This window comes from Streptomyces sp. NBC_00287, from assembly GCF_036173105.1.
GTDB lineage: Bacteria > Actinomycetota > Actinomycetes > Streptomycetales > Streptomycetaceae > Streptomyces.
In genome coordinates this window covers 6,277,526-6,298,566 of the sequence record NZ_CP108053.1, presented here as the reverse complement: position 1 = coordinate 6,298,566, position 21,041 = coordinate 6,277,526, and the positions used below count along the sequence as shown (strand labels likewise).

The 21,041-nt window shown below is 69.2% G+C and carries 21 protein-coding genes; 10 read left to right on the top strand and 11 right to left on the bottom strand.

The features are described 5' to 3' along the window. Positions 1–75: 75 nt before the first annotated feature. Together OHT76_RS28855 and OHT76_RS28850 are read right to left on the bottom strand one after the other, a co-directional pair. Positions 76–507: a hypothetical protein gene (locus OHT76_RS28855; protein WP_328873769.1), complete on the bottom strand. Its 432-nt coding sequence runs from the start codon at positions 505–507 to the stop codon at positions 76–78. A gap of 86 nt (positions 508–593) precedes the next feature. Beyond that, on the bottom strand, positions 594–2,189 hold the full coding sequence (locus tag OHT76_RS28850) for a Na+/H+ antiporter (RefSeq protein ID WP_328873768.1): 1,596 nt from the start codon (positions 2,187–2,189) through the stop codon (positions 594–596). Between the two features lie 62 nt (positions 2,190–2,251). Here OHT76_RS28850 and OHT76_RS28845 point away from each other — a divergent pair, with 62 nt between their 5' ends. From OHT76_RS28845 to OHT76_RS28835, 3 genes are all read left to right on the top strand, one after another. Continuing rightward, positions 2,252–2,512, top strand: coding sequence for a UBP-type zinc finger domain-containing protein (locus OHT76_RS28845; RefSeq protein WP_315883516.1), 261 nt, complete (start codon positions 2,252–2,254; stop codon positions 2,510–2,512). Positions 2,513–2,772: 260 nt separating this feature from the next. After that, complete coding sequence (locus OHT76_RS28840; protein ID WP_015657891.1) at positions 2,773–3,186, top strand: anti-sigma factor; 414 nt, start codon at positions 2,773–2,775, stop codon at positions 3,184–3,186. Beyond that, positions 3,183–4,289 carry an RNA polymerase sigma factor SigF gene (locus OHT76_RS28835; protein WP_328873767.1) on the top strand — a complete coding sequence of 369 codons (1,107 nt, stop codon included), beginning with the start codon at positions 3,183–3,185 and terminating at the stop codon, positions 4,287–4,289. The genes OHT76_RS28840 and OHT76_RS28835 overlap by 4 nt, the downstream gene beginning before the upstream one ends. A gap of 2 nt (positions 4,290–4,291) precedes the next feature. Here the strand turns inward: OHT76_RS28835 and OHT76_RS28830 are convergent, their stop codons facing one another. Next, a complete protein-coding gene (locus tag OHT76_RS28830; RefSeq protein WP_328873766.1) occupies positions 4,292–4,732 on the bottom strand; it encodes a hypothetical protein in 441 nt (146 codons plus the stop codon). Positions 4,733–4,878: 146 nt separating this feature from the next. Between OHT76_RS28830 and OHT76_RS28825 the strand changes: the two genes are divergently transcribed. Further along, positions 4,879–5,847 carry a diacylglycerol/lipid kinase family protein gene (locus OHT76_RS28825; protein ID WP_328873765.1) on the top strand — a complete coding sequence of 323 codons (969 nt, stop codon included), beginning with the start codon at positions 4,879–4,881 and terminating at the stop codon, positions 5,845–5,847. A gap of 320 nt (positions 5,848–6,167) precedes the next feature. Beyond that, a complete protein-coding gene (locus OHT76_RS28820; protein WP_016639615.1) occupies positions 6,168–6,425 on the top strand; it encodes a WhiB family transcriptional regulator in 258 nt (85 codons plus the stop codon). A 183-nt stretch (positions 6,426–6,608) separates the two neighbouring features. Here the strand turns inward: OHT76_RS28820 and OHT76_RS28815 are convergent, their stop codons facing one another. Both OHT76_RS28815 and OHT76_RS28810 read right to left on the bottom strand, forming a co-directional pair. After that, complete coding sequence (locus OHT76_RS28815) at positions 6,609–8,075, bottom strand: sensor histidine kinase (RefSeq protein WP_328876645.1); 1,467 nt, start codon at positions 8,073–8,075, stop codon at positions 6,609–6,611. Positions 8,076–8,480: 405 nt separating this feature from the next. Continuing rightward, positions 8,481–9,110, bottom strand: coding sequence for a TetR/AcrR family transcriptional regulator (locus OHT76_RS28810; RefSeq protein ID WP_328873764.1), 630 nt, complete (start codon positions 9,108–9,110; stop codon positions 8,481–8,483). An 83-nt stretch (positions 9,111–9,193) separates the two neighbouring features. Here OHT76_RS28810 and OHT76_RS28805 point away from each other — a divergent pair, with 83 nt between their 5' ends. Beyond that, entirely contained in the window at positions 9,194–9,949 is a 756-nt protein-coding gene (locus OHT76_RS28805; RefSeq protein ID WP_328873763.1) for an SDR family oxidoreductase, read from the top strand. A gap of 78 nt (positions 9,950–10,027) precedes the next feature. Here the strand turns inward: OHT76_RS28805 and OHT76_RS28800 are convergent, their stop codons facing one another. After that, positions 10,028–11,101, bottom strand: a complete 1,074-nt coding sequence (locus OHT76_RS28800) for an SIS domain-containing protein (protein ID WP_328873762.1) — start codon at positions 11,099–11,101, stop codon at positions 10,028–10,030. 154 nt (positions 11,102–11,255) lie between these two features. On the opposite strand from OHT76_RS28800, the gene nagB reads away from it, so the two are divergent. After that, complete coding sequence (nagB, locus tag OHT76_RS28795) at positions 11,256–12,041, top strand: glucosamine-6-phosphate deaminase (RefSeq protein ID WP_328873761.1); 786 nt, start codon at positions 11,256–11,258, stop codon at positions 12,039–12,041. Positions 12,042–12,063: 22 nt separating this feature from the next. Here the strand turns inward: nagB and OHT76_RS28790 are convergent, their stop codons facing one another. The 5 genes from OHT76_RS28790 to OHT76_RS28770 form a co-directional block, all read right to left on the bottom strand. Next, positions 12,064–12,717, bottom strand: coding sequence for a DNA alkylation repair protein (locus tag OHT76_RS28790; RefSeq protein WP_328876644.1), 654 nt, complete (start codon positions 12,715–12,717; stop codon positions 12,064–12,066). Between the two features lie 136 nt (positions 12,718–12,853). Beyond that, a complete protein-coding gene (locus OHT76_RS28785) occupies positions 12,854–14,329 on the bottom strand; it encodes a glycoside hydrolase family 3 protein (protein WP_328873760.1) in 1,476 nt (491 codons plus the stop codon). Positions 14,330–14,338: 9 nt separating this feature from the next. After that, complete coding sequence (locus OHT76_RS28780) at positions 14,339–15,169, bottom strand: carbohydrate ABC transporter permease (protein ID WP_328873759.1); 831 nt, start codon at positions 15,167–15,169, stop codon at positions 14,339–14,341. After that, positions 15,166–16,158 (bottom strand): carbohydrate ABC transporter permease, encoded by a 993-nt coding sequence (locus OHT76_RS28775; protein WP_328873758.1) that lies wholly within the window; start codon positions 16,156–16,158, stop codon positions 15,166–15,168. Before OHT76_RS28775 ends, OHT76_RS28780 begins: the two co-directional genes overlap by 4 nt. Positions 16,159–16,234: 76 nt before the next feature. After that, on the bottom strand, positions 16,235–17,512 hold the full coding sequence (locus OHT76_RS28770; protein ID WP_328873757.1) for an extracellular solute-binding protein: 1,278 nt from the start codon (positions 17,510–17,512) through the stop codon (positions 16,235–16,237). 307 nt (positions 17,513–17,819) lie between these two features. Between OHT76_RS28770 and OHT76_RS28765 the strand changes: the two genes are divergently transcribed. From OHT76_RS28765 to OHT76_RS28755, 3 genes are all read left to right on the top strand, one after another. After that, positions 17,820–18,584 carry a GntR family transcriptional regulator gene (locus OHT76_RS28765; RefSeq protein WP_315883503.1) on the top strand — a complete coding sequence of 255 codons (765 nt, stop codon included), beginning with the start codon at positions 17,820–17,822 and terminating at the stop codon, positions 18,582–18,584. 75 nt (positions 18,585–18,659) lie between these two features. Then, positions 18,660–20,795 (top strand): carbon starvation CstA family protein, encoded by a 2,136-nt coding sequence (locus tag OHT76_RS28760; RefSeq protein WP_328873756.1) that lies wholly within the window; start codon positions 18,660–18,662, stop codon positions 20,793–20,795. After that, positions 20,770–20,976: a YbdD/YjiX family protein gene (locus tag OHT76_RS28755; protein ID WP_328873755.1), complete on the top strand. Its 207-nt coding sequence runs from the start codon at positions 20,770–20,772 to the stop codon at positions 20,974–20,976. The genes OHT76_RS28760 and OHT76_RS28755 overlap by 26 nt, the downstream gene beginning before the upstream one ends. The last annotated feature ends 65 nt before the right edge of the window (positions 20,977–21,041 follow it).

Sequence of the window (21,041 nt, the reverse complement as noted above, 5' to 3'; positions counted from 1 at the left end):
AGGCGGCGCCGTGGCCGGCGGCGATGGCCGAGGTGTCGGCGTGGAGGGTCGCCGGGCTCGGGAACCCGGGTGCGGTCAGCCCTGATCCCGCCCCGGCGCCGGAGGGTTTTCGATCCGCACCGCCCCGTTGATGACCACGCCGGCCACGCCCTGGTCGGCCCGGACCGAGACGTCGCCGTGGAAGACGGGGCCCCCGGCCGGAGAAGGCGGGCGCGAACCGTCAAGACGCCGCAGCTCCTCGACGACCGCCGACCGTTCCTCCTCGCTCAGGCCCTGCAGGAGCCGCGCGAAGCGGCCGGCCCATCGGGCGGCGGCCTCCTCGTCCGCGCCGCCGCGCACGAGTTCCTCCTCGGTCCGGTCGAGTTCGTCGAGGACCGCCTGTTGCTCACCACGGCCGAACAAGCGGGCCGTGCGCTGCCGCACGGAGGTCCACGCGTCCGTGCCCGCGGCCTGGACCACGGCGGTGCCGCCCGCCGCGGCGACGGCGGTCAACGCCTCACTCAGCATGCTCCTCGCTCCCCTTCCCTCCGCCTTCCCTGCGCCGCAGCTCATTCAAGCGGGAGCCGACCCGCCATGAGGCGTGAACGGCCAACTCACTCCGCCTCCCGGAACGCCGCCGCCTCCTCCAGGTCCAGGCGACGCAGCAGCGTGCGCAGCATTTCGTCGTCGATGTAGCGGCCGTCCCGGAGCCTCACGAAGACCGCCCGCTCGGCGCCGATCATTTCGCGGGACAGTCGGCGATAGGTGTCGTCGACGGTTTCGCCGGTGACCGGATTGACCTGGCCGAGGCGCTCCCAGACGGCGTTGCGGCGGCGTTCGAGGACGGTGCGGAGGCGGTCGGCGAGCGGGGGCGGCAGGGCGTTGCGTTCGTCGGAGAGGAGTTCGTCGAGGCGGCTCTCGGCGGCCCGGGAGGCCTGGGCCTGGGCGTTGGCCTCGGCGAGGGTCTCGGCCTGTACGTCGCGGCCGGGCAGCTTCAGTACGCGGATCAGCGGCGGGAGGGTGACGCCCTGGACGACGAGGGTGCCGATGACCGTGGTGAAGGTCAGGAACAGGATCAGATTGCGCTCGGGGAAGTCCTCGCCGCCGTGCACGGTGAGCGGGATGGAGAAGGCGATGGCGAGCGAGACCACGCCCCGCATCCCGGCCCAGGCGATGACGAAGGGCCCCTTCCAGGTCGGATTCTCCTCCCGCTCCCGGATCCGGGCCGACATGATGCGCGGCAGGAAGGTCGCCGGATACACCCACACGAACCGCGAGACGACGACCACCAGGAAGATGACGATCGCGTACCCGGCCGCGCGGCCTCCCTCGTACTCCCCGAGGCCCTTGAGGACCACCGGCAGCTGCAGTCCGATGAGGGCGAACACCGCCGACTCCAGGACGAAGGCAACCATCTTCCACACGGCCTCCTCCTGGAGGCGGGTGGCGAAATCGACCTCCCACGCGCGGTGTCCCAGCCAGAGCGCGACGACCACGACCGCGAGCACCCCGGAGGCGTGCACCTGCTCGGCGACGGCGTAGGCGACGAACGGGATCAGCAGCGACAGCGTGTTCTGCAGCAGCGCTTCTTTCACGTGGATGCGCAACCAGTGGATCGGCACCATGAGCACCAGGCCGATGCCGATGCCGCCGATCGCCGCGACCAGGAACTCGCCGATGCCGCCGGCCCAGGTGGCGCCCTCGCCGACCGCGGCCGCGAGCGCCACCCGGTAGGCGGTGATCGCGGTCGCGTCGTTCACCAGGGACTCGCCCTGGAGGATCGTGGTGATCCTCGACGGCAGCCCCACCCGGCGTGCGACGGCCGTGGCCGCGACCGCGTCGGGCGGCGCCACCACCGCGCCCAGCACCAGGGCCGCGGTCAGCGGCAGATCGGGCACGATCAGATAGGCGGCCCAGCCCACGGCGAAGGTCGCGAAGAGCACGTACCCGACCGACAGCAGCGCGACGGGCCGCAGTTGCGCCCTCAGGTCCAGGTAGGAGCTGTCGGTGGCGGCCGTGTGCAGCAGCGGCGGCAGGATGAGCGGCAGCACGATGTGCGGGTCGAGGGTGTAATCGGGCACCCCCGGCAGATACGACACCACGAGCCCCACCGCGACCAGCAGCAGCGGCGCGGGAATCGGGGTCCGCCGGGCGGCCGCGGCGACCGCGGCGCTGCCCGCCACCAACAACAGCAGCGGCATCACGTCCATGAACCTCGCCCGCCCTCGTTCTTCCGCGCGAGCTTCCGCGCGCCCGTCGTAACCTGGCAATCATGAAACAGTGCACGCATGCCGACGTGCTGCCCCACCCGGAACCCGGCCCGCTGAGCGAGACGTGTCCGGAGTGCCTGGCGGACGGTACCCACCCGGTACAGCTGCGACTGTGCCTCACCTGCGGTCACGTCGGCTGCTGCGACTCCTCGCCCGGACGGCACGCGACCGAGCACCACAAGGATTCCGGGCATCCGGTGATGCGTACCTTCGAGCCCGGTGAGAGCTGGCGGTGGTGCTTTGTGGACCACGTCCTGGTGTAAAGGGCACGAGTGCGGATCCGGACGGTTCGACCGTCGAACGCATGGGTACGTCAAACCGGCGCGCGCTCTTCCCAATTGGGCCCACAGACCCCCTAGCCACGGAGCGTATCCGTGTGTTTACTATGAGTGACAGCAAGGGGTTGGGGTCTTGGGGACAGGAAAGTTCGGAGCGCGATAGCGTCACCGCTGAACCACACATCGCGTTACCCCGGGGGGCGACCCTCGGCCCCCGGAAAGCTTGTACCACCTTGGAGGTGAGGGTGTCCCAGATCGCAGGCGAGCCCGCGACCCAGGACTTCGTGGAAGTCCGGCTGCCGGCTGCGGGTGCCTACCTGTCGGTGCTGCGTACGGCGACTGCCGGTCTCGCGGCCCGTTTGGACTTCACCCTCGACGAGATCGAGGACCTGCGCATCGCGGTGGACGAGGCCTGCGCGATCCTGCTTCAGCAGGCCGTGCCCGGCTCGGTGCTCAGCTGTGTGTTCCGGCTCGTCGACGACTCACTGGAGGTCACCGTCTCGGCGCCGACCACAGACGGTCACGCACCGTCACGGGACACCTTCGCCTGGACCGTGCTGTCCGCCCTCGCGGGCAAGGTCTCCTCCGCCGTGGACGACGACAAGACCGTTTCGATCAGCCTCTACAAACAGCGCGGCGCGGGACCCGGGCCGGCGTGAGGGACGGGGACGGGCCGGTGCGGGACGAAGAGCGCGGCACACGGGAGCTGCCGGCCGAGAACGCCGACGATTCAGTCGCTCCGGGCGGTTCCCGACACTTGGCGGACGGCATTGAGGGCATTCCCGAGCAGGCCAGGCCGCACCCGGAGGAGGACGCGGCCTCCGCGCGGGCGGGTTTCCCGGACAGCGCCGTGCAGGGCTCGCCTCAACAGAGGCGGATCGGGGGCACCCCCGGCCGGGCTGAGACGAGAGCTCGACAGAGGGCGACGGGCGGGACGATGAGCGAGCACGAGCGAGACGACGATCAGGGCGTGCCGGCCACGCAGCACGAGGTACAGGAACGCGAGCCGCAGGACCGCAGCGGAGCGCGCGCCATGTTCGTCGAGCTGCGCAAGCTGAAGGACGGCAGCCCGGAGTACGCGGAGCTGCGCAACCAGCTGGTCCGGATGCATCTGCCGCTCGTCGAGCACCTCGCCCGCCGCTTCCGCAACCGCGGCGAGCCGCTGGACGACCTCACCCAGGTCGCCACCATCGGTCTGATCAAGTCCGTCGACCGCTTCGACCCGGACCGCGGGGTCGAGTTCTCCACATATGCGACCCCGACGGTCGTCGGCGAGATCAAGCGGCACTTCCGCGACAAGGGCTGGGCGGTGCGCGTCCCGCGCCGGCTGCAGGAGCTGCGCCTCGCGCTCACCACCGCCACGGCGGAGCTCTCGCAGCGGCACGGCCGCTCTCCCACGGTCCATGAGCTGGCCGAGAAGCTGGGCATCTCGGAGGAGGAGGTCCTGGAGGGCCTGGAGTCGGCCAACGCGTACTCCACGCTGTCTCTGGACGTCCCGGACACCGACGACGAGTCCCCGGCGGTCGCGGACACGCTGGGCGCGTACGACGAGGCCCTGGAGGGCGTCGAGTACCGCGAGTCGCTCAAGCCGCTCCTCGAGGACCTGCCGCCGCGCGAGAAGCGGATCCTGCTACTGCGCTTCTTCGGCAACATGACCCAGTCGCAGATCGCGCAGGAGGTCGGAATCTCGCAGATGCATGTGTCGCGCCTGCTGGCGCGCACGCTGGCCCAGCTGCGGGAGAAGCTCCTCGTGGAGGAGTGAGGCTACTTCTCGTCCTGGACGCTGCCGGGTCCTCGGATTCCGAGGGCCCGGGTCGTCTCGGCGTTGATCAGCAGGACCAGGGCGGTGACGGCCACCACCGCGAGGACGATCCCGGCCGGGATGGCCATGCTGTCGGCCTGGAGCAGGTTGTAGGCGACGGGCAGCGCCAGGATCTGGGTGATGACGGCCGGGCCGCGCGACCAGCTGCGCCGGGCGAGCAGTCCGCGGGCGGCCAGCAGCGGCAGCAGCGCGAGCACGACCAATGTCACTCCGCCGGTGACGGCCTGCTGACGGTCGTCGGGGTCACCCGTGAAACCCAGGACCAGGATCCAGATCCCGCCGGCCACCAGGGCGAGCCCCTCCAGCGCGGCGAGGGCCGCCGCGTAGGTCAGCCGCCGCGGGCGGGGTCCGGTTTCCGGGGCGGGGCTCTGCTCAGCACTCACCCCAGCAGGGTAGCCCTCGCGGTGTCCGCCCCCTCGGGCGCCCGGGGCACGGGGCACGCGCCCGTGGCGAGGTTCACGCTCTGATTCTCCTACTGGATCCCTCTCCGGTGTGGGCCCGGTACCCCCCAGTAGGTACGCTGCAATCCATGCGTGCACTTCTCGTGGTCAATCCGGCGGCAACCACCACAAGCGCACGTACGCGCGATGTCCTGATCCATGCACTGGCCAGCGAAATGAAGCTGGAAGCGGTCACCACCGAGTACCGCGGCCATGCGCGCGACCTGGGCCGGCAGGCGGCGGACAGCGAGGACGTCGACCTGGTGGTGGCCCTCGGCGGCGACGGCACGGTGAACGAGGTCGTCAACGGCCTGCTGCACGCCGGCCCCGACCCGGAGCGCCTGCCGCGTCTGGCGGTGGTCCCGGGCGGCTCCACCAATGTCTTCGCCCGCGCCCTGGGCCTGCCCAACGACGCCGTGGAGGCGACCGGCGCGATCCTGGACGCGCTGCGCGACGGCAGCGAGCGGACGGTCGGCATGGGTATCGCCGCGGGGACGCCGGGCACCGAGGACGAGGGGGTGCCGGCGCGCTGGTTCAGCTTCTGCGCGGGGCTCGGCTTCGACGCGGGCGTGGTCGGGCGAGTCGAACAGCAGCGCGAGCGGGGCAGGAAGTCCACGCACGCCCTCTATATGCGCCAGGCGCTGCGCCAATTCCTGCAGGAGCCCAACCGGCGGCACGGCACGATCACCCTGGAGCGGCCCGGCGCCGACCCGGTGACCGATTTGGTGCTGTCCATAGTCTGCAACACCGCTCCGTGGACCTATCTGGGCAATCGCCCGGTGTACGCGTCGCCTAAGGCGTCGTTCGATACGGGACTCGACGTACTCGGTCTCAGCCGGATGTCCACGGTCGCGGTTGCCCGGTATGCGACCCAGTTGCTCACTTCGTCCCCCGAGCGGGGACCGCATGGCAAGCACGCCGCCTCACTGCACGACCTGGACCAGTTCACCTTGCATTCGAAGGTCCCGCTGCCCCTTCAGATGGACGGCGACCACCTGGGGCTGCGTACGAGCGTGACGTTCACAGGCGTACGCCGTGCACTGCGTGTGATTGTGTGAGCAGAAAGGGCTGAAGTCCTTTCACTCGAACGTTTAGGCCAGGGTCCACCCCATGGAAGTACGGCTGTGACCTAGTCGACACCGAGGAATCAAAAAAAACTTTCCGGAAGGGGTTGTATCCGCCGCTGAGGTTTGCGAGTCTCTACGTGGCGATCGGGACGGCCCGCAAGACCGGCCTCCACAGATCACCGGAACCCCTCTCCAAATCACAGGACCACGCCAGGGAAACCTGACGGTCGGCCCTTCACTTGTTGAGGGATTCGTGAAAGCGTTCACATTCACAAGCAACCTGCATGTAATACCAAGGAGAGGTAGCAGCCATGGACTGGCGTCACAACGCCGTTTGCCGCGAGGAAGACCCCGAGCTCTTCTTCCCCATCGGCAACACCGGTCCTGCGCTGCTGCAGATCGAGGAAGCCAAGGCCGTCTGCCGCCGCTGCCCCGTCATGGAGCAGTGCCTGCAGTGGGCGCTCGAGTCCGGTCAGGACTCCGGCGTCTGGGGTGGTCTCAGCGAGGACGAGCGTCGCGCGATGAAGCGCCGTGCCGCCCGCAACCGGGCCCGTCAGGCCTCCGCCTGACACTCCCGCCCCGCAACAGCCTGAGCTTGGCGGCGCGTACAGCGAGTACGCATCTCCCGCCCCCGAGCCGCAGCGCGCAGTACCCCCGATGCTCCCCCATAGCCTAAAAGCATGGGGGTACCCCCATCGCAACGAGCACGAGCCTCGGACCGAATCCGGTCCGAGGCTTTCTGCTGTGTACGGCTATTTCTGCGCCCGCACCGGGACGTCCAGGATCACCTGCGTACCGCGCTCCGGCGCCGCGACCATGTCGAACGTACCGCCCAACTCCCCCTCCACCAGGGTCCGTACGATCTGGAGGCCCAGGTTGCCGGCGGTCTTCGGGTCGAAGCCCTCGGGCAGCCCCACCCCGTCGTCCTGGACGGTGACAAGCAGGCGGGCCTCCTTGGTGGTGCCGCCGCGGACCGCGGAGACCTCTACGGTTCCGGTCTCGCCCTGACGGAAGCCGTGCTCCAGGGCGTTCTGGAGCACCTCGGTCAGGACCATCGACAGCGGGGTGGCGACCTCGGCGTCCAGGATGCCGAAGCGGCCGGTGCGCCGGCCGGTGACCTTGCCGGGTGAGATCTCGGCGACCATCGCGAGGACCCGGTCGGCGATCTCGTCGAACTCCACGCGCTCGTCGAGGTTCTGGGAGAGCGTCTCGTGCACGATCGCGATCGAGCCGACCCGTCGTACCGCCTCTTCGAGGGCCTCCCGGCCGCGGTCGGACTCGATGCGCCGGGCCTGGAGGCGGAGTAGGGCCGCGACCGTCTGGAGGTTGTTCTTCACCCGGTGGTGGATCTCCCGGATGGTGGCGTCCTTGGTGATCAACTCGCGTTCGCGGCGGCGCAGTTCGGTGACGTCGCGGAGCAGGACGAGCGAACCGATGCGGGTGCCCTTGGGCTTGAGCGGGATCGCCCGGAACTGGATGACACCGTCGTCCGACTCGATCTCGAACTCACGGGGCGCCCAGCCGCTGGCCACCTTGGCGAGCGCCTCGTCCACCGGCCCGTGGGTCGGGGCGAGTTCGGCGGTGGTCTTGCCCAGGTGGTGGCCGACCAGGTCGGCGGCGAGGCCGAGACGGTGGTAGGCGGACAGGGCGTTCGGGGAGGCGTACTGGACGATGCCGTCCGCGTCCAGCCGGATCAGTCCGTCGCCGACGCGGGGCGAGGCGTCCATGTCGACCTGCTGGTTCGCGAACGGGAAGGAGCCGGCCGCGATCATCTGCGCGAGGTCCGAGGCGCTTTGCAGATACGTCAGTTCGAGACGGCTCGGGGTGCGCACGGTCAGCAGATTGGTGTTGCGGGCGATGACACCGAGGACGCGCCCGTCCCGCCGTACCGGAATCGACTCGACCCGGACCGGGACCTCCTCGCGCCACTCGGGGTCGCCCTCGCGCACGATGCGGCCCTCGTCGAGCGCGGCGTCCAGCATGGGGCGGCGGCCGCGCGGCACGAGGTGGCCGACCATGTCGTCCTGGTAGGAGGTGGGGCCGGTGTTGGGGCGCATCTGCGCGACCGAAACGTAGCGGGTGCCGTCACGGGTGGGGACCCACAGGACGAGGTCGGCGAAGGAGAGGTCGGAGAGCAGCTGCCACTCCGAGACCAGCAGATGGAGCCACTCGAGGTCGGACTCGTCGAGGGCGGTGTGCTGGTGGACCAGCTCGTTCATGGAGGGCACATGTGCGAGCGTACCTGGCGGTTTGTACGGCTCTGAAACGGCGCCGAATCCGAAACGGCCCCGAAGACACCCGCGGGCCGCGGCGCCTGAGAGGGACCCTCAACCCTCCCGGCACCGCAGCCCGGAGCAATATCGGCCGTGGGGTGTGCGGTCCCGGTCGGCCGAAGGATGAGGATCCGGGGCAGTCAGGGCAGAGAGCACCGGTTCCTCGGTCCGCCTTCCTGTGCGGGGAAGACGGAAGTCCGCGTCCTCGTATCACATGGACTGGGACCATTGTGGACTAGACCACTCGGCGTGTCCATGCGGTGGAGGATGTTCGTTGTTGTGACGTCTGAAGCGGGGGCGTCAACTGGTCGGACGTCCCAGCATTCATCACGCAGCCTAACCCTTGTGGGTTCATGCGCGGGGCCAGATGGACAGGGCAATTTCCGCGAGTGCCGCCAACTCCGCACGGCTCGCGCCGTCGCGCGCCTGCTGGGACATGCCCTGGATCATCGCGCCGGTGTGCCGGGCGAGTGTGCCGGCGTCGGTGTCGGCGGGGAGTTCACCTGCGGCGATGTCCGCGCGGATACGGCTCTCCACGGCCGCGATGGTGGCGTTGCGCCGGTCCCGCAGGGTCTGTTCCACCTCGGGGCTGGTGCAGTTGGTGGCCGCGTGGATGTAGAGACAGCCTTGAGGATGGCCGGGGATGGTGTACCGCACTGCGGCCTCACGCAGAGTGCGGGCCACGGCGGAGCGTGCGGTGGGCTCCTCGGCGAGGGCGCGTTCACCGAAGGCGGCGTATCGCTTGCCGTACTCGACCACGACCTCGTCGAACAGCGCCCGCTTGTCACCGAAGGCCGCGTACAAGCTCGGGGCGCCGATGCCCATGACGCGGGTGAGGTCGGAGACGGACGTCGCCTCGTAGCCGCGCTCCCAGAAGGCCATGATCGCCTTCTCCAGCGCGGTTTCCCGGTCGAAGGAGCGGGGGCGGCCGCGGCGGCCCGCGGTGGGCTCTGTGCCCTTGGTGCTCACCATGGAGTGCATTTTATAGCGAGCACTAGAAAAGTGTCCCCGCCCTGCGCTACGGTCTTTCTGTAGCGACCGCTAGACAATTACGGGGGTGTGGCATGGGTGTGCTCACGGGCAGGACAGCGCTGGTCACGGGGGCGAGCCGGGGGATCGGACGAGCGGTGGCCGAGCGGCTGGCGCGCGACGGGGCCCGGGTCGCCGTGCATTACGGCAGCAGTGAGGCGGCGGCGAAGGAGACGGTGGCCGGGATCGAGGCGGCCGGGGGCAGCGCGTTCGCCCTCCGCGCCGAGCTGGGGGTGCCGGGGGACGCGCGGACCCTCTGGGAGGCCTTCGACCGGCATGCGGACGGCGTGGACATCCTGGTCAACAACGCGGGAGCGGCGTTCTTCGCCACGATCGGCGAAACGGACGAGGAGCTCTACGAGCGGACCCACGCCCTCAACGCCAGAGCGCCGTTCTTCATCGTCCGGGAGGGTCTCGGACGGCTGCGCGACCACGGCCGGATCATCAATGTCACGGCTGCCACGGACGCCGGCATACCCGGTATCGCCGCCACCCACATGGCCAAGGGTGCGGTCACCGCCCTGACGCGTTCCCTCGCGGTCGAGCTGGCGCCGCGCGGCATCACCGCCAACTCCGTCGCGCCCGGCTTCATCGACACCGACCTCACCAGCGCGGTCCTGGCCGACCCCGGCATGCGAGCGCACGCCGAGGCGGTCTCGGTCTTCCGGCGCGTGGGGACGGCGGCCGAGGTCGCGGACGTGGTGGCCTTCCTGGCCTCGCCCGACTCCCGCTGGGTGACGGGGCAGCACATGGACGCGACGGGGGGCTCGCTGCTGAGCCTGGCTGGGTGACCGGGCATCACATGGACGCGACGGGAGGGTCGCTGCTGGGCCTGCAATAGGCGCCCCGGGACTGCTGTCTTCGCGCCCTCAGCGGGTCTCCGTCACCTTCGCCAGGGCTCGGGGGGCGTCCGGGTCCTGGCCGCGGGCGATGGTGACCTCGTGGGCCAGGAGTTGCAGCGGGATGATCTCCAGCACCGGCTGGAGTTCCTCGGCGACGCCTTCGGTGGGCAGGACGAAGCCCGCCGAGGCGCGCTCGACCTGGCTCTTCGGGCCGATGACGACCAGGTCGGCGCCCCGGCCGCGGAGCCGGTCGAGGACGGGGCGCAGGGCCTCGCCGCCCTTGCCGTCGGTGACGACCGCGATGACCGGGGAGACGTTGTCGACCATGGCGAGGGGGCCGTGCAGCAGGTCGGCGCCGGAGTAGGCGAGGGCGGGGATGTAGCTGGTCTCCATCAGCTTGAGGGCGGCTTCCTTTGCCGTGGGGTAGCCGTAGCCGCGGGAGGTGATCACCATGCGTTCGGCGAAGCGGTAGCGGGCGGCGAGGGCGTGCACCTCGTCCTGGCGGGCGAGCAGTTGCGCCGCGAGGTCCGGGAGCAGCTTCGCGGGGGCTCCGTCGCCGCCGCGCAGGCCTTCGACGAAGAGATAGAGAGCGAGAAGGGAGGCGGTGTAGGTCTTGGTCGCGGGGAGGGCCTTCTCGGGTCCGGCCATGATGTCGATGTGGTACTCGGACACGCCGGCCAGCGGTGAGTCGGGGTTGTTGGTCACGGCGAGGGTGATGGCGCCGGCCGCGCGGGCGGCCCGGGTGGACGCCACCAGGTCCGGGGAGCCGCCCGACTGGCTGACCGTGATGACCAGGACGTCGGTGAGATCGGGTTGGGCGCCGTAGGCCGTGGTGGTCGACATGGAGGTGAGGCCGCAGGGCAGGCCCAGGCGGATCTCCAGGAGGTACTTGGCGTAGAGCGCGGCGTTGTCGGAGGTGCCGCGGGCGGTGAGCAGTACGAAGCGGGGTTTGCGGGTGGCGATGTCCTGGGCGGTCTGCCGGATGCCGGGTGCGCCCTCCTCCAGGAGACGGCGCAGCACCGCGGGCTGCTCGGCCATCTCTCGAGCCATGATCCGACCGGGGAGCTCGCTCAGGGGGTGCGGGATCTCGGGGCTGGTCATGGAAGTCCTCTCAGGAAAAGGGAGCGGAACCGCGTCTGCTCAAGCCATCCCCCATTCCACTCCCCCACGGTGAACATCGCCTGTTAGATTGGTCTAAACCACATAGCCCTCTCGGGAACCGGTTGAGTCCCCTCTTCAGATCGGCAGGCCCAGCGTGGAAGTTGTCATCGTTCCGGATGCCAAGGCGGGTGGCGAGCTCATCGCCGAGGCCATGGCGCAGCTCCTGCGGCGCAAGCCCGACGCCCTGCTGGGTGTGGCCACCGGGTCGACGCCGCTGCCCATCTACGAGGCGCTGGCGGCGAAGGTGCGCTCCGGTGCCGTGGATGCCTCGCGGGCGCGGATCGCTCAGCTCGACGAGTATGTGGGACTGCCGGCCGAGCATCCGGAGTCGTACCGCTCGGTGTTGCGGCGCGAGGTGCTGGAGCCGCTCGGGATCGGGATGTCCGCGTTCATGGGGCCGGACGGGACGGCGGCGGACGTACTGGCGGCGTGCGAGGCATATGACCTGGCGCTGGCACAGGCCGGGGGCGTCGACCAGCAGTTGCTGGGGATCGGGACGGACGGGCACATCGGGTTCAATGAGCCATGCTCGTCGCTGGCGTCGCGTACGCGGATCAAGACGTTGACCGAGCAGACGCGGGTGGACAACGCGCGGTTCTTCGACGGGGACATCACGCAGGTGCCGCATCACGTGATCACTCAGGGGATCGGGACGATCCTCGAGGCACGGCATCTGGTGTTGCTGGCGACGGGTGAGGGCAAGGCCGATGCCGTTGCGGCGACCGTGGAGGGGCCGGTGGCCGCGGTGTGTCCGGCCTCGGCGCTGCAGTTGCATCCGCATGCGACGGTCGTCGTCGATGAGGGCGCCGCGTCCAAGCTGAAGCTGTCGGACTACTTCCGGCACACCTACGCCAACAAGCCGGACTGGCAGGGCATTTAGGGCCGTCCCCCTGACGCCCGGCCTAGATTCCGGCGCGGTCGCCCTGGCGGCGGACCATCTCCGTGATCCAGGTGGGCGCGTAGGGGGAGGTGCAGCCCGGGGAGGTCGGGTAGTCCTTGAGCACCTCCAGGCGCTCGCCGATGTCGAGGGCCCGGGTGCGGTGCTCGGGGTGCTCGATGCCGATCTGGGCCAGGCAGTGGTTCATCGCCCACTGGAGGCGGTCCGGGGCGTCCTTCATCTCCACCTCGATGACATCGAGGAGTCCTTCGAGGTCGAGGCCTTCGGGCTTCTTCGCCACGCGTTCGGTGGTCAGAGCCCAGCCGGCGCTCGCGACCACGGGATCGGGGTCGGCGGTCCAGGCCTGGCGCAGTTCCTCGGCGTGCGGGCTCTTCTTCACGACGTAGTTCACGAGCCAGTCGTGCACCTTGGGGGTGCGCGCCCGGCGCACCATGGTGTCCAGCTCGTCGCGGTCGTACGCCTTGGGGCGGCAGATCAGGAGGGCCAGCAGCTTCGCCGCGGTGTCGTCGGTCTCCCAGAGCTCCTGCGCGAGGTCCTGCTGGGTCTTCAGCCGCTTGGCGAGTGCGCGGAGTTTGCTGAGGTTCACCCCGTGATCGTCGCCGTGCCGTTCGTTCACGGCGCGTGCCTTCGGGTCCTCGAGTTCGGCCAGCTCAGCCATCACCTCGGCCAGTGTTGTCTCGGCCACCTCAAGCCTCCCTGTCCCGCGTGTGCGGGTTCAGCCTACGACGGGGCCCCGAGCGGGACGAAGGCGCCGGTTCCCCCATCCGGAACCGGCGCCTTCGTCGTCGTAGCCCTTACTCGCCTGCGATGATCTCTGCCGCCGCTCGTCCGCACACACGGGCCGCGCCGTGGGTCGCGATGTGCAGGGCGCCTCTCGGCGGGGACTGGGGTACGCCCATTTCGACCACGATGGTGTCGGGGCGTTCGCGCAGGAGGGTGTCCAGTGTCGTCGACATCCACTTGTGGCGGTGTTCGTCGCGGACCACGGCGACGATGCGGCGGGTGCCTGCCGCGTCCAGGGTGGCCTGGGCCGCCGACTCGTCGGTGTGGGTGGCGGTTTCGGTGCCGGGGAGGAGTTCGGCCAGTTCCGCTGCCAGTCCCCAGGGCGTTTCGTCGCCCACAGCGATGTTCGCCTCCGGGCTCAGTGCGGCCACGTAAGGGGGCTCGGTGAGGGGGGTGTGGGCCGCGGTCGTCGTCACTCGTACGGCGCGGCGGGCCGCTACCAGGCCGATGTCGGAGGGGGCCCTGTCCTCCGTCGTGGCCGCGGTCTTCGTCCAGCGGGCCAGGGCGCGGACGCGTTCGGCCGCCTCCGCGAGGCGTTCCTCGGGGAGTTCGCCGGTGCGGACGGCTGTGACGAGGGCGTCGCGCAGGCGCCGTACCGTGGCTTCGTCGTTCAGGCCGCCGCCCACGCAGATCGCGTCGGAGCCGGCCGCGAGGGCCAGGACGCTGCCGCGTTCGATGCCGTAGGTGGAGGCGATGGCCTGCATCTCCATGCCGTCGGTGACGATGAGGCCGTCGTAGCCGAGTTCGCCGCGCAGCAGGTCGGTGAGGATGGGGCGGGAGAGGGTGGCCGGGCGGGTGGGGTCGAGGGCCGGGACCAGGATGTGGGCCGTCATGATCGCGCGTGAGCCGGCGGTGATCGCCGCGCGGAACGGGGTCAGATCGCGCTCGGACAGCACATCGAGGCTGACGTCGATCCGCGGCATCGCCTCGTGGGAGTCGATGGCGGTGTCGCCGTGGCCGGGGAAGTGCTTGGTGCAGGCCGCGACGCCCGCGGCCTGGAGGCCGGTGACATAGGCGGCGGTGTGCCGGGCGGTCAGGTCGGTGTCGGCGCCGAAGGAGCGGACACCGATCACCGGATTCCCCGGGTTCGAGTTCACGTCGGCCGACGGAGCCCAGTTGAAGTTGACCCCGCAGGCGGCGAGCCGCCGGCCGAGTTCATGCGCGACCTCGCGGGTGAGGTCGACGTCGTCCACCGCCCCGAGGGCGTGGTTGCCGGGGAAGGAGGAGCCGGTGCGCACCTCCAGGCGGGTGACGTCGCCGCCCTCCTCGTCGATGGCGACGAGGACGTCCTCGCGTTCGGCGCGCAACTGGGCGGTGAGCGCGGCCACTTGTTCGGCAGTGGCGATATTGCGGCCGAACAGGCCGACGGAGGCGAGGCCCTCACCGAGGCGGCGCAGCAGCCAGTCGGGGGCGGTGGTGCCGGGGAAGCCGGGCTGGAGGACGGTCAGGGCGTCCCGCGTCAGGGTATCGCTGGCGATAGTCGTCATCGGTGGGCGTTATCCCTTCACGGCGCCGGAGGTCAGACCGCTGACGGCCCGGCGCTGGAGGAAGACGAAGAGGATCAGGATCGGAACGGCGAAGAGGGTGGAGGCCGCCATGGTCGCGCCCCAGTCGTTGCCGAAGACGGTCTGGAAGCTGGTCAGCCACAGCGGCAGCGTCTGGGCCTCGGCGTCCTTGTTCAGCACCAGGACCAGGGCGAACTCGTTCCAGGCGGTGATGAAGCCGAACATCGAGGTGGCCATCAGGCCCGGCGCGAGCAGCGGCAGGATGACCCGGCGGAAGGCCTGGATGCGGGTGCAGCCGTCGACCATCGCCGACTCCTCCAGCTCCGCGGGCACGGCGGCCACGAAACCGCGCAGGGTGAGGATGGTGAAGGGGAGGATCATCATCGTGTAGAAGGCCGTCAGCGGGACCAGGCTGTTGAGCATCGACGCGTCCCGGACGATCATGTACATCGCGATGATCATGACTTCCCAGGGCGCCATCTGGGCGAGCATGAAGCCGATGATGAAGCCGCGCCGCCCCTTGAACCGCATCCGCGCCAGGGCGAAGGATCCGGCGAGCGCGATGACCAGCGAGAACACCACGGCCAGGACCGTGACGGTCAGCGAGTTGGTGACGAACGTCCAGAAGTGGTCGGCGCCGGTCGCCGTCTTGAAGTGGTCGAAGGTGATATCGGTCGGGAACCAGACCGGGTCCTCGGAGATGATGTCGCCGGTCGGCTTGAACGCCGTGGCGATCATCCAGTACACGGGGAAGACGAAGCCGATGAACAGGACGACGGCCGTGGCGTTGGGCCAGATACGGCCGAAGAGCGAGCGCTTCACAGCCCGGCCTCCTCTTCCTTCTCTTGCTTGAGCACGATCCGCAGGTAGTAGGCAGTGAGGCCGATCATGATCAGGATGGTCAGCAGGGCGATGGCGGCACCCATGCCGTAGTGCTGGTTGCCGACGCCCTCGACGTAGGCGTAGACGGGCAGGATCTCGGTGAGGCGGTCGGGGCCGCCCTGGTTGAAGGTGTAGACCTGCACGAACGCCTTGAAGATCCAGATGATCTCCAGGAACGTGGTCGCGTAGAGGAAGGGCCTGAGGTACGGCAGGGTGACCGCGGTGAAGCTCTTCCAGGCGCCGGCGCCGTCGAGGGCGGCGGCCTCGTAGAGCTCGCCCGGGATGGTCGTCGTGGCGGCGTAGAGGTTGATCGCGACGAACGGGATGGACATCCAGACGATCAGCACGGTGACGACGAAGAACGTCGACATCTGGTCGCTGGTCCAGCTGTAGTCGGCCATGGAGTGCCAACCGAGCTTGTCCAGCACCCAGTTGACCACGCCGAAGCGTTGGGCGAAGAGCCACTGGTAGAGGGTGGTGGCGACAACCACGGGCATGGCCCAGGCCAGTACCAGGCCGATCATCAGGGTGATCCGCATGCGCCTGCCGAGGCGGGCGAGCAGCAGGCCGACGAACGCCCCGAGGATCATGGTCAGGGCGACATTGACCGCCGTGAACAGGATCGAGCGCAGGGTGACGCGCCAGAAGTCCTCGCCGGTGAGGACCTCCTTGTAGTTGTCGATGCCGTTCCACTCGGTGACGTGCTGGATCAGCTGCCCCATGTTGAGGTTCTGGAACGACAGCAGTACGTCCTTCAGCAGCGGCCAGCCGAGCAGCAGCACGGAGGCCGCGACGGCCGGCATCAGCAGAAGGTACGGGGCGAGCGCGCCGAAGCGGGAGGCGGCTCGCGGGGTGGGCCCGCCGGATCCCGAGGGGCCCTTGCGGACGTCCGCCGGGCCGGAGGGCGGCCGTTCGGTCTGCACGGTCATGCTCGCGTTCTCTTCCTCCTCGACCAACCTGAACGCGGGGCGGGGGCCGCCTCGACGGCCCCCGCCCCGGGTGCGCCTACTGCTGCTGCGACAGGCGCTTGTTGAACTCCTCCTCGACCTGGGCTGCCGCCTCGGCCGGGGACTTTCCGTTCAGTACGGCGGTCATGTAGGTCTTGATCGGGTTGGGCGCGTTCTCGACGGCGGCCCATTCGGCGATCAGCGGGGTGGTGCCACCGCCCGCGGCGGCCGGTGCGGCGGCCTCGGCGACGACGTTGCCCGCCAGGTTGCTCTGCAGCGACTCCTTGTTGGGGATGACGCCGTTGAGCTTGGCGAGCTGGCCCTCGTACTTGTCGGAGAGGGCGATCCGCAGGAACTCCTTGGCCAGCTCCTGCTTCTTGCTGCCCGCGGCGACGGCGAGGTTGGAGCCGCCGAGGAAGACACCCTCGGGCTTGTCGGCCGTGGCACCGGGGATGGTGAAGTAGCCGATCTCCTTCTCGATCTTCGGGTTGGCCTCGATGGCGATGCCGGCTTCCCAGCCCATGCCGATGAAGGCACCGACGTTGCCCTTGCCGAAGACCTCGCCCTGCTGCGGGGTGGCCTCGTCCTTGTCCTTGGGGGCCTTGGAGAGGGACTGGAACTTCTTGTACGTCTCCATGGCGGCGGCGACCTTGGGGTCGGCGAGGTTGGAGACGTACTTGTCGCCGTCCTTCTTGACCAGCTCGGCGCCCTCACCGATGGCCAGGCCGACGAAGTGGTACCAGTTCTGGCCGGGCAGGTAGATCGGTTCGGCGTCGGTCTTCTCGCCGATGGTCTTGAGGTCGTCGTAGAACTCGTCGCGGGTCTTGGGGGTGTCCTTGATGCCCGCCTCGGCCCAGACGCTCTTGTTGTAGAGGACGACGCGGTTGGCGAAGTACCAGGGTGCCGCGTACTGCTTGCCCTCGAAGACGGAGGAGTTGTTCAGGGACTCGGTCCAGTCGGCGCCGATCTCGGTCTTGAGGTCGGCGAGGTCGGCGAGGCCGCCGGTCTTGGCGTAGGCCGGGGTCTGGGTGTTGCCGATCTCGAAGATGTCCGGCGGGTTCTCCTCCGACAGGGCGGTGGTCAGCTTCTGCTGGATGCCGGTCCACTGCTGGATCTCGAACTTGACCTTCGCCTTGGTCTTCTTCTCGAAGGCGGCGGCGACGTCCTTCTGCCACTGGTCCGGGGAGGAACCGTCCATCACCCACACAGTGAGGGTCTGGCCCGCGTAACCGTCCGCGCCGGCCTTGCCGCCCTCGTCGCCGTCGTCGCCCCCGCACGCCGCGATGGAGACCATCATTGCCGCGACACCGATCGCGGATATCAGCTTGCGCTTCACGCCACCCTCCTCAGGGGATGCCCACACCTCCCGCCCATGGGCCGGGACCTGGACCAATGGTGTAGACCAGTAGGGGGAGCTTGGACCAGACCAAAAATCCTGTCAAGGGGGACGGAATGGGCTCTGACCAGCCGTTATGCGACCTACATATGCAGGAACCTTTAAGTAAGAAGCCAGCGAAATTAACGGCGCCGGAGTACTCTCGTCCGCTAGACCACTTGCCTCTATGGACTAGACCAAAAGCGGTGGCGACGGTATACAGAGGGGATCACGATGTGAGCCGCATCCGGAGCCGGGAAGGCAGAGCATGAGCACCGACGTCAGCAGTGCGGAGAACGAGGGTGGGGCCACCGTCCGTACCGCGCGCGTGCCCAAGTACTACCGCTTGAAGAAGCACCTGCTCGACATGACGGAGACGCAGGCCCCGGGCACTCCGGTCCCGCCCGAGCGGACGCTGGCGGCGGAGTTCGACACCTCCCGCACGACGGTGCGCCAGGCCCTCCAGGAACTGGTCGTCGAGGGACGCCTGGAGCGGATCCAGGGCAAGGGCACCTTCGTAGCGAAGCCGAAGGTCTCCCAGGCGCTCCAACTCACCTCGTACACCGAGGACATGCGCGCCCAGGGCCTCGAACCGACCTCCCAGCTGCTGGACATCGGCTACATCACCGCCGACGACCGCCTCGCCGGCCTGCTCGACATCACCGCCGGCGGCCGGGTGCTGCGCATCGAGCGCCTGCGCATGGCCAACGGCGAGCCGATGGCGATCGAGACGACCCACCTGAGCGCCAAGCGCTTCCCGGCCCTGCGCCGCTCGCTCGTCAAGTACACGTCCCTCTACACCGCGTTGGCCGAGGTCTACGACGTCCATCTCGCCGAGGCCGAGGAGACCATCGAGACCTCGCTGGCCACTCCCCGCGAGGCGGGCCTGCTCGGCACCGACGTGGGCCTGCCGATGCTGATGCTGTCCCGCCACTCGCTGGACCGGGAGGGGCAGCCGGTGGAGTGGGTGCGGTCGGTCTATCGCGGCGACCGCTACAAGTTCGTGGCGAGGTTGAAGCGTCCACAAGAGTAGTGCTCGTGGTGTAGCGCCCCTGCTGTTCCTGCCCTACCGTCCTCCCCGTCATCGCATGGACGGGAGGACGACCCGGTGCGCACTGCGAACACTCGAACCATCGTCATCTGGACCCTCGTCGCGCTGGTCGGCGGCACCGGCTGGGCGGTGCTCGCGCTGGCCCGCGGCGAGGATGTCTCCGCCGCCTGGATGGTCGCCGCGGCCCTGGGCTCGTACGCCATCGCCTACCGCTTCTACGCCAAGTTCATCGCGTACAAGGTCCTCAAGGTCGACAAGACCCGGGCCACCCCGGCGGAACGGCTCGACAACGGCATCGACTTCCACCCGACCGACCGCCGGGTCCTGCTCGGCCACCACTTCGCGGCGATCGCCGGCGCCGGACCGCTGGTCGGGCCCGTCCTCGCGGCGCAGATGGGCTATCTGCCCGGCACCATCTGGATCATCACGGGCGTCATCTTCGCGGGCGCGGTCCAGGACATGGTGGTGCTGTTCTTCTCCACCCGCCGCAACGGCCGTTCGCTCGGGCAGATGGCCCGCGAGGAGATCGGCCCGTTCGGCGGCGCGGCAGCGCTCCTCGCCGCCTTCGCCATCATGATCATCCTGCTCGGGGTGCTGGCCCTGGTCATCGTCAACGCGCTGGCCGAGTCGCCCTGGGGCACCTTCTCCATCGCGATGACCGTCCCCATCGCCCTGCTGATGGGCTTCTACCTGCGCGTCCTGCGCCCCGGCCGGGTCAGCGAGGTCTCCCTCATCGGCGTAGGCCTGCTGCTGCTCGCGCTGATCGCGGGCCGCTGGGTCGCCGAGTCGTCCTGGGCCGACGCGTTCACGCTCGCGCCCTCCACGCTGGTCGTCTGGCTGGTGGCGTACGGCTTCATCGCCTCGATCCTGCCGGTGTGGATGCTGCTGGCGCCCCGCGACTACCTCTCCACCTTCATGAAGATCGGCACGATCTTCCTGCTCGCCCTGGGCGTCGTCATCGCGCTGCCCACCCTGAAGATGGACGCGGTGACGGACTTCGCCTCACGCGGCGACGGCCCGGTCTTCGCGGGCTCACTGTTCCCCTTCGTCTTCATCACCATCGCCTGCGGGGCCCTGTCCGGCTTCCACTCCCTCATCTCCAGCGGTACGACGCCGAAGATGATCCAGAAGGAGACGCAGGTCCGGATGATCGGCTACGGCTCCATGCTGATGGAGTCCTCGGTCGCCGTCATGGCTCTGGTGGCGGCGAGCATCATCGACCCCGGCCTGTACTTCGCGATGAACGCGCCCGCCGGGGTCATCGGGGACAGCGTGCAGAACGCCTCGCAGGTGGTGGGCAGTTGGGGCTACCAGATCTCCCCCGAGGCGCTCGCCCGCGCCGCGGAGAACGTCGAGGAGGCGAGCCTGCTCTCCCGCACCGGCGGGGCGCCCACGCTGGCCGTGGGCATCTCGGACATCTTCTCCCAGATCACCGGGGACAGTCTGCGGGCCTTCTGGTATCACTTCGCGATCATGTTCGAGGCGCTGTTCATCCTGACCGCGCTGGACGCCGGCACGCGCGTGGGCCGGTTCATGCTCCAGGACACGCTCGGCAACGTCTACCGCCCGTTCAAGGACGTCAGTTGGAAGCCCGGTCTGGTCATCTGCAGCGCGATCGTGTGCGGTCTTTGGGGGTACTTCCTGTGGGTGGGCGTCCATGAACCGCTCGGCGGCATCAACCAGTTGTTCCCGATCTTCGGTATCTCCAACCAGCTGCTGGCCGCCGTCGCGCTCGCCGTCTGCACGACCCTGCTGGTGAAGTCCGGCCGCCTCAAGTGGGCCTGGATCACCGGGATTCCGCTCGCCTGGGACGCCACGGTCACACTGACCGCCAGCTACCAGAAGGTGTTCTCCAGCGACCCGAGGGTCGGCTTCTTCAAGCAGCGCCAGGTGTTCCAGGACGCGATCGACGAGGGCAAGATCCTGCCGCCCGCCAAGTCCATGGACGACATGCACACCGTGGTCACCAACTCCACGGTGGACGGCGTCCTGACCGCGGTCCTCGCCCTGCTGATCGTCGTCGTCATCGTGGACGCGACCCGCGTCTGCGTCCGGCACATCCTCCGCCCCGCCCTGTCCACGCTCAGCGAGGCGCCGTACATCGAATCGAAGATCGTCGCCCCGGCCGGACTGTTCCCGACCCGTGAGGAGAAGGAGGAGCAGCGCGATGAGGTCACCCCGGCGGGCACTTAGGGCGCTCAGGGCCGTGCGCTGGTACGTCCGTGAACTGACCGACGAATCCGCCTACGACCGTTATGTGGCGCACGTGCGCAAGGACCACCCCCGGGCGCCCGTGCCGTCCCGGCGTGACTTCGAACGGATGCGGACGGACCGGCAGGAGTCGGACCCCCGCCAGGGTTTCCGCTGCTGTTGAGGGAAGCTTGAGGGACCGATATGCGGACGAGGGGTTCCGCTTCTGCGACGCCGTGACCTAGATTG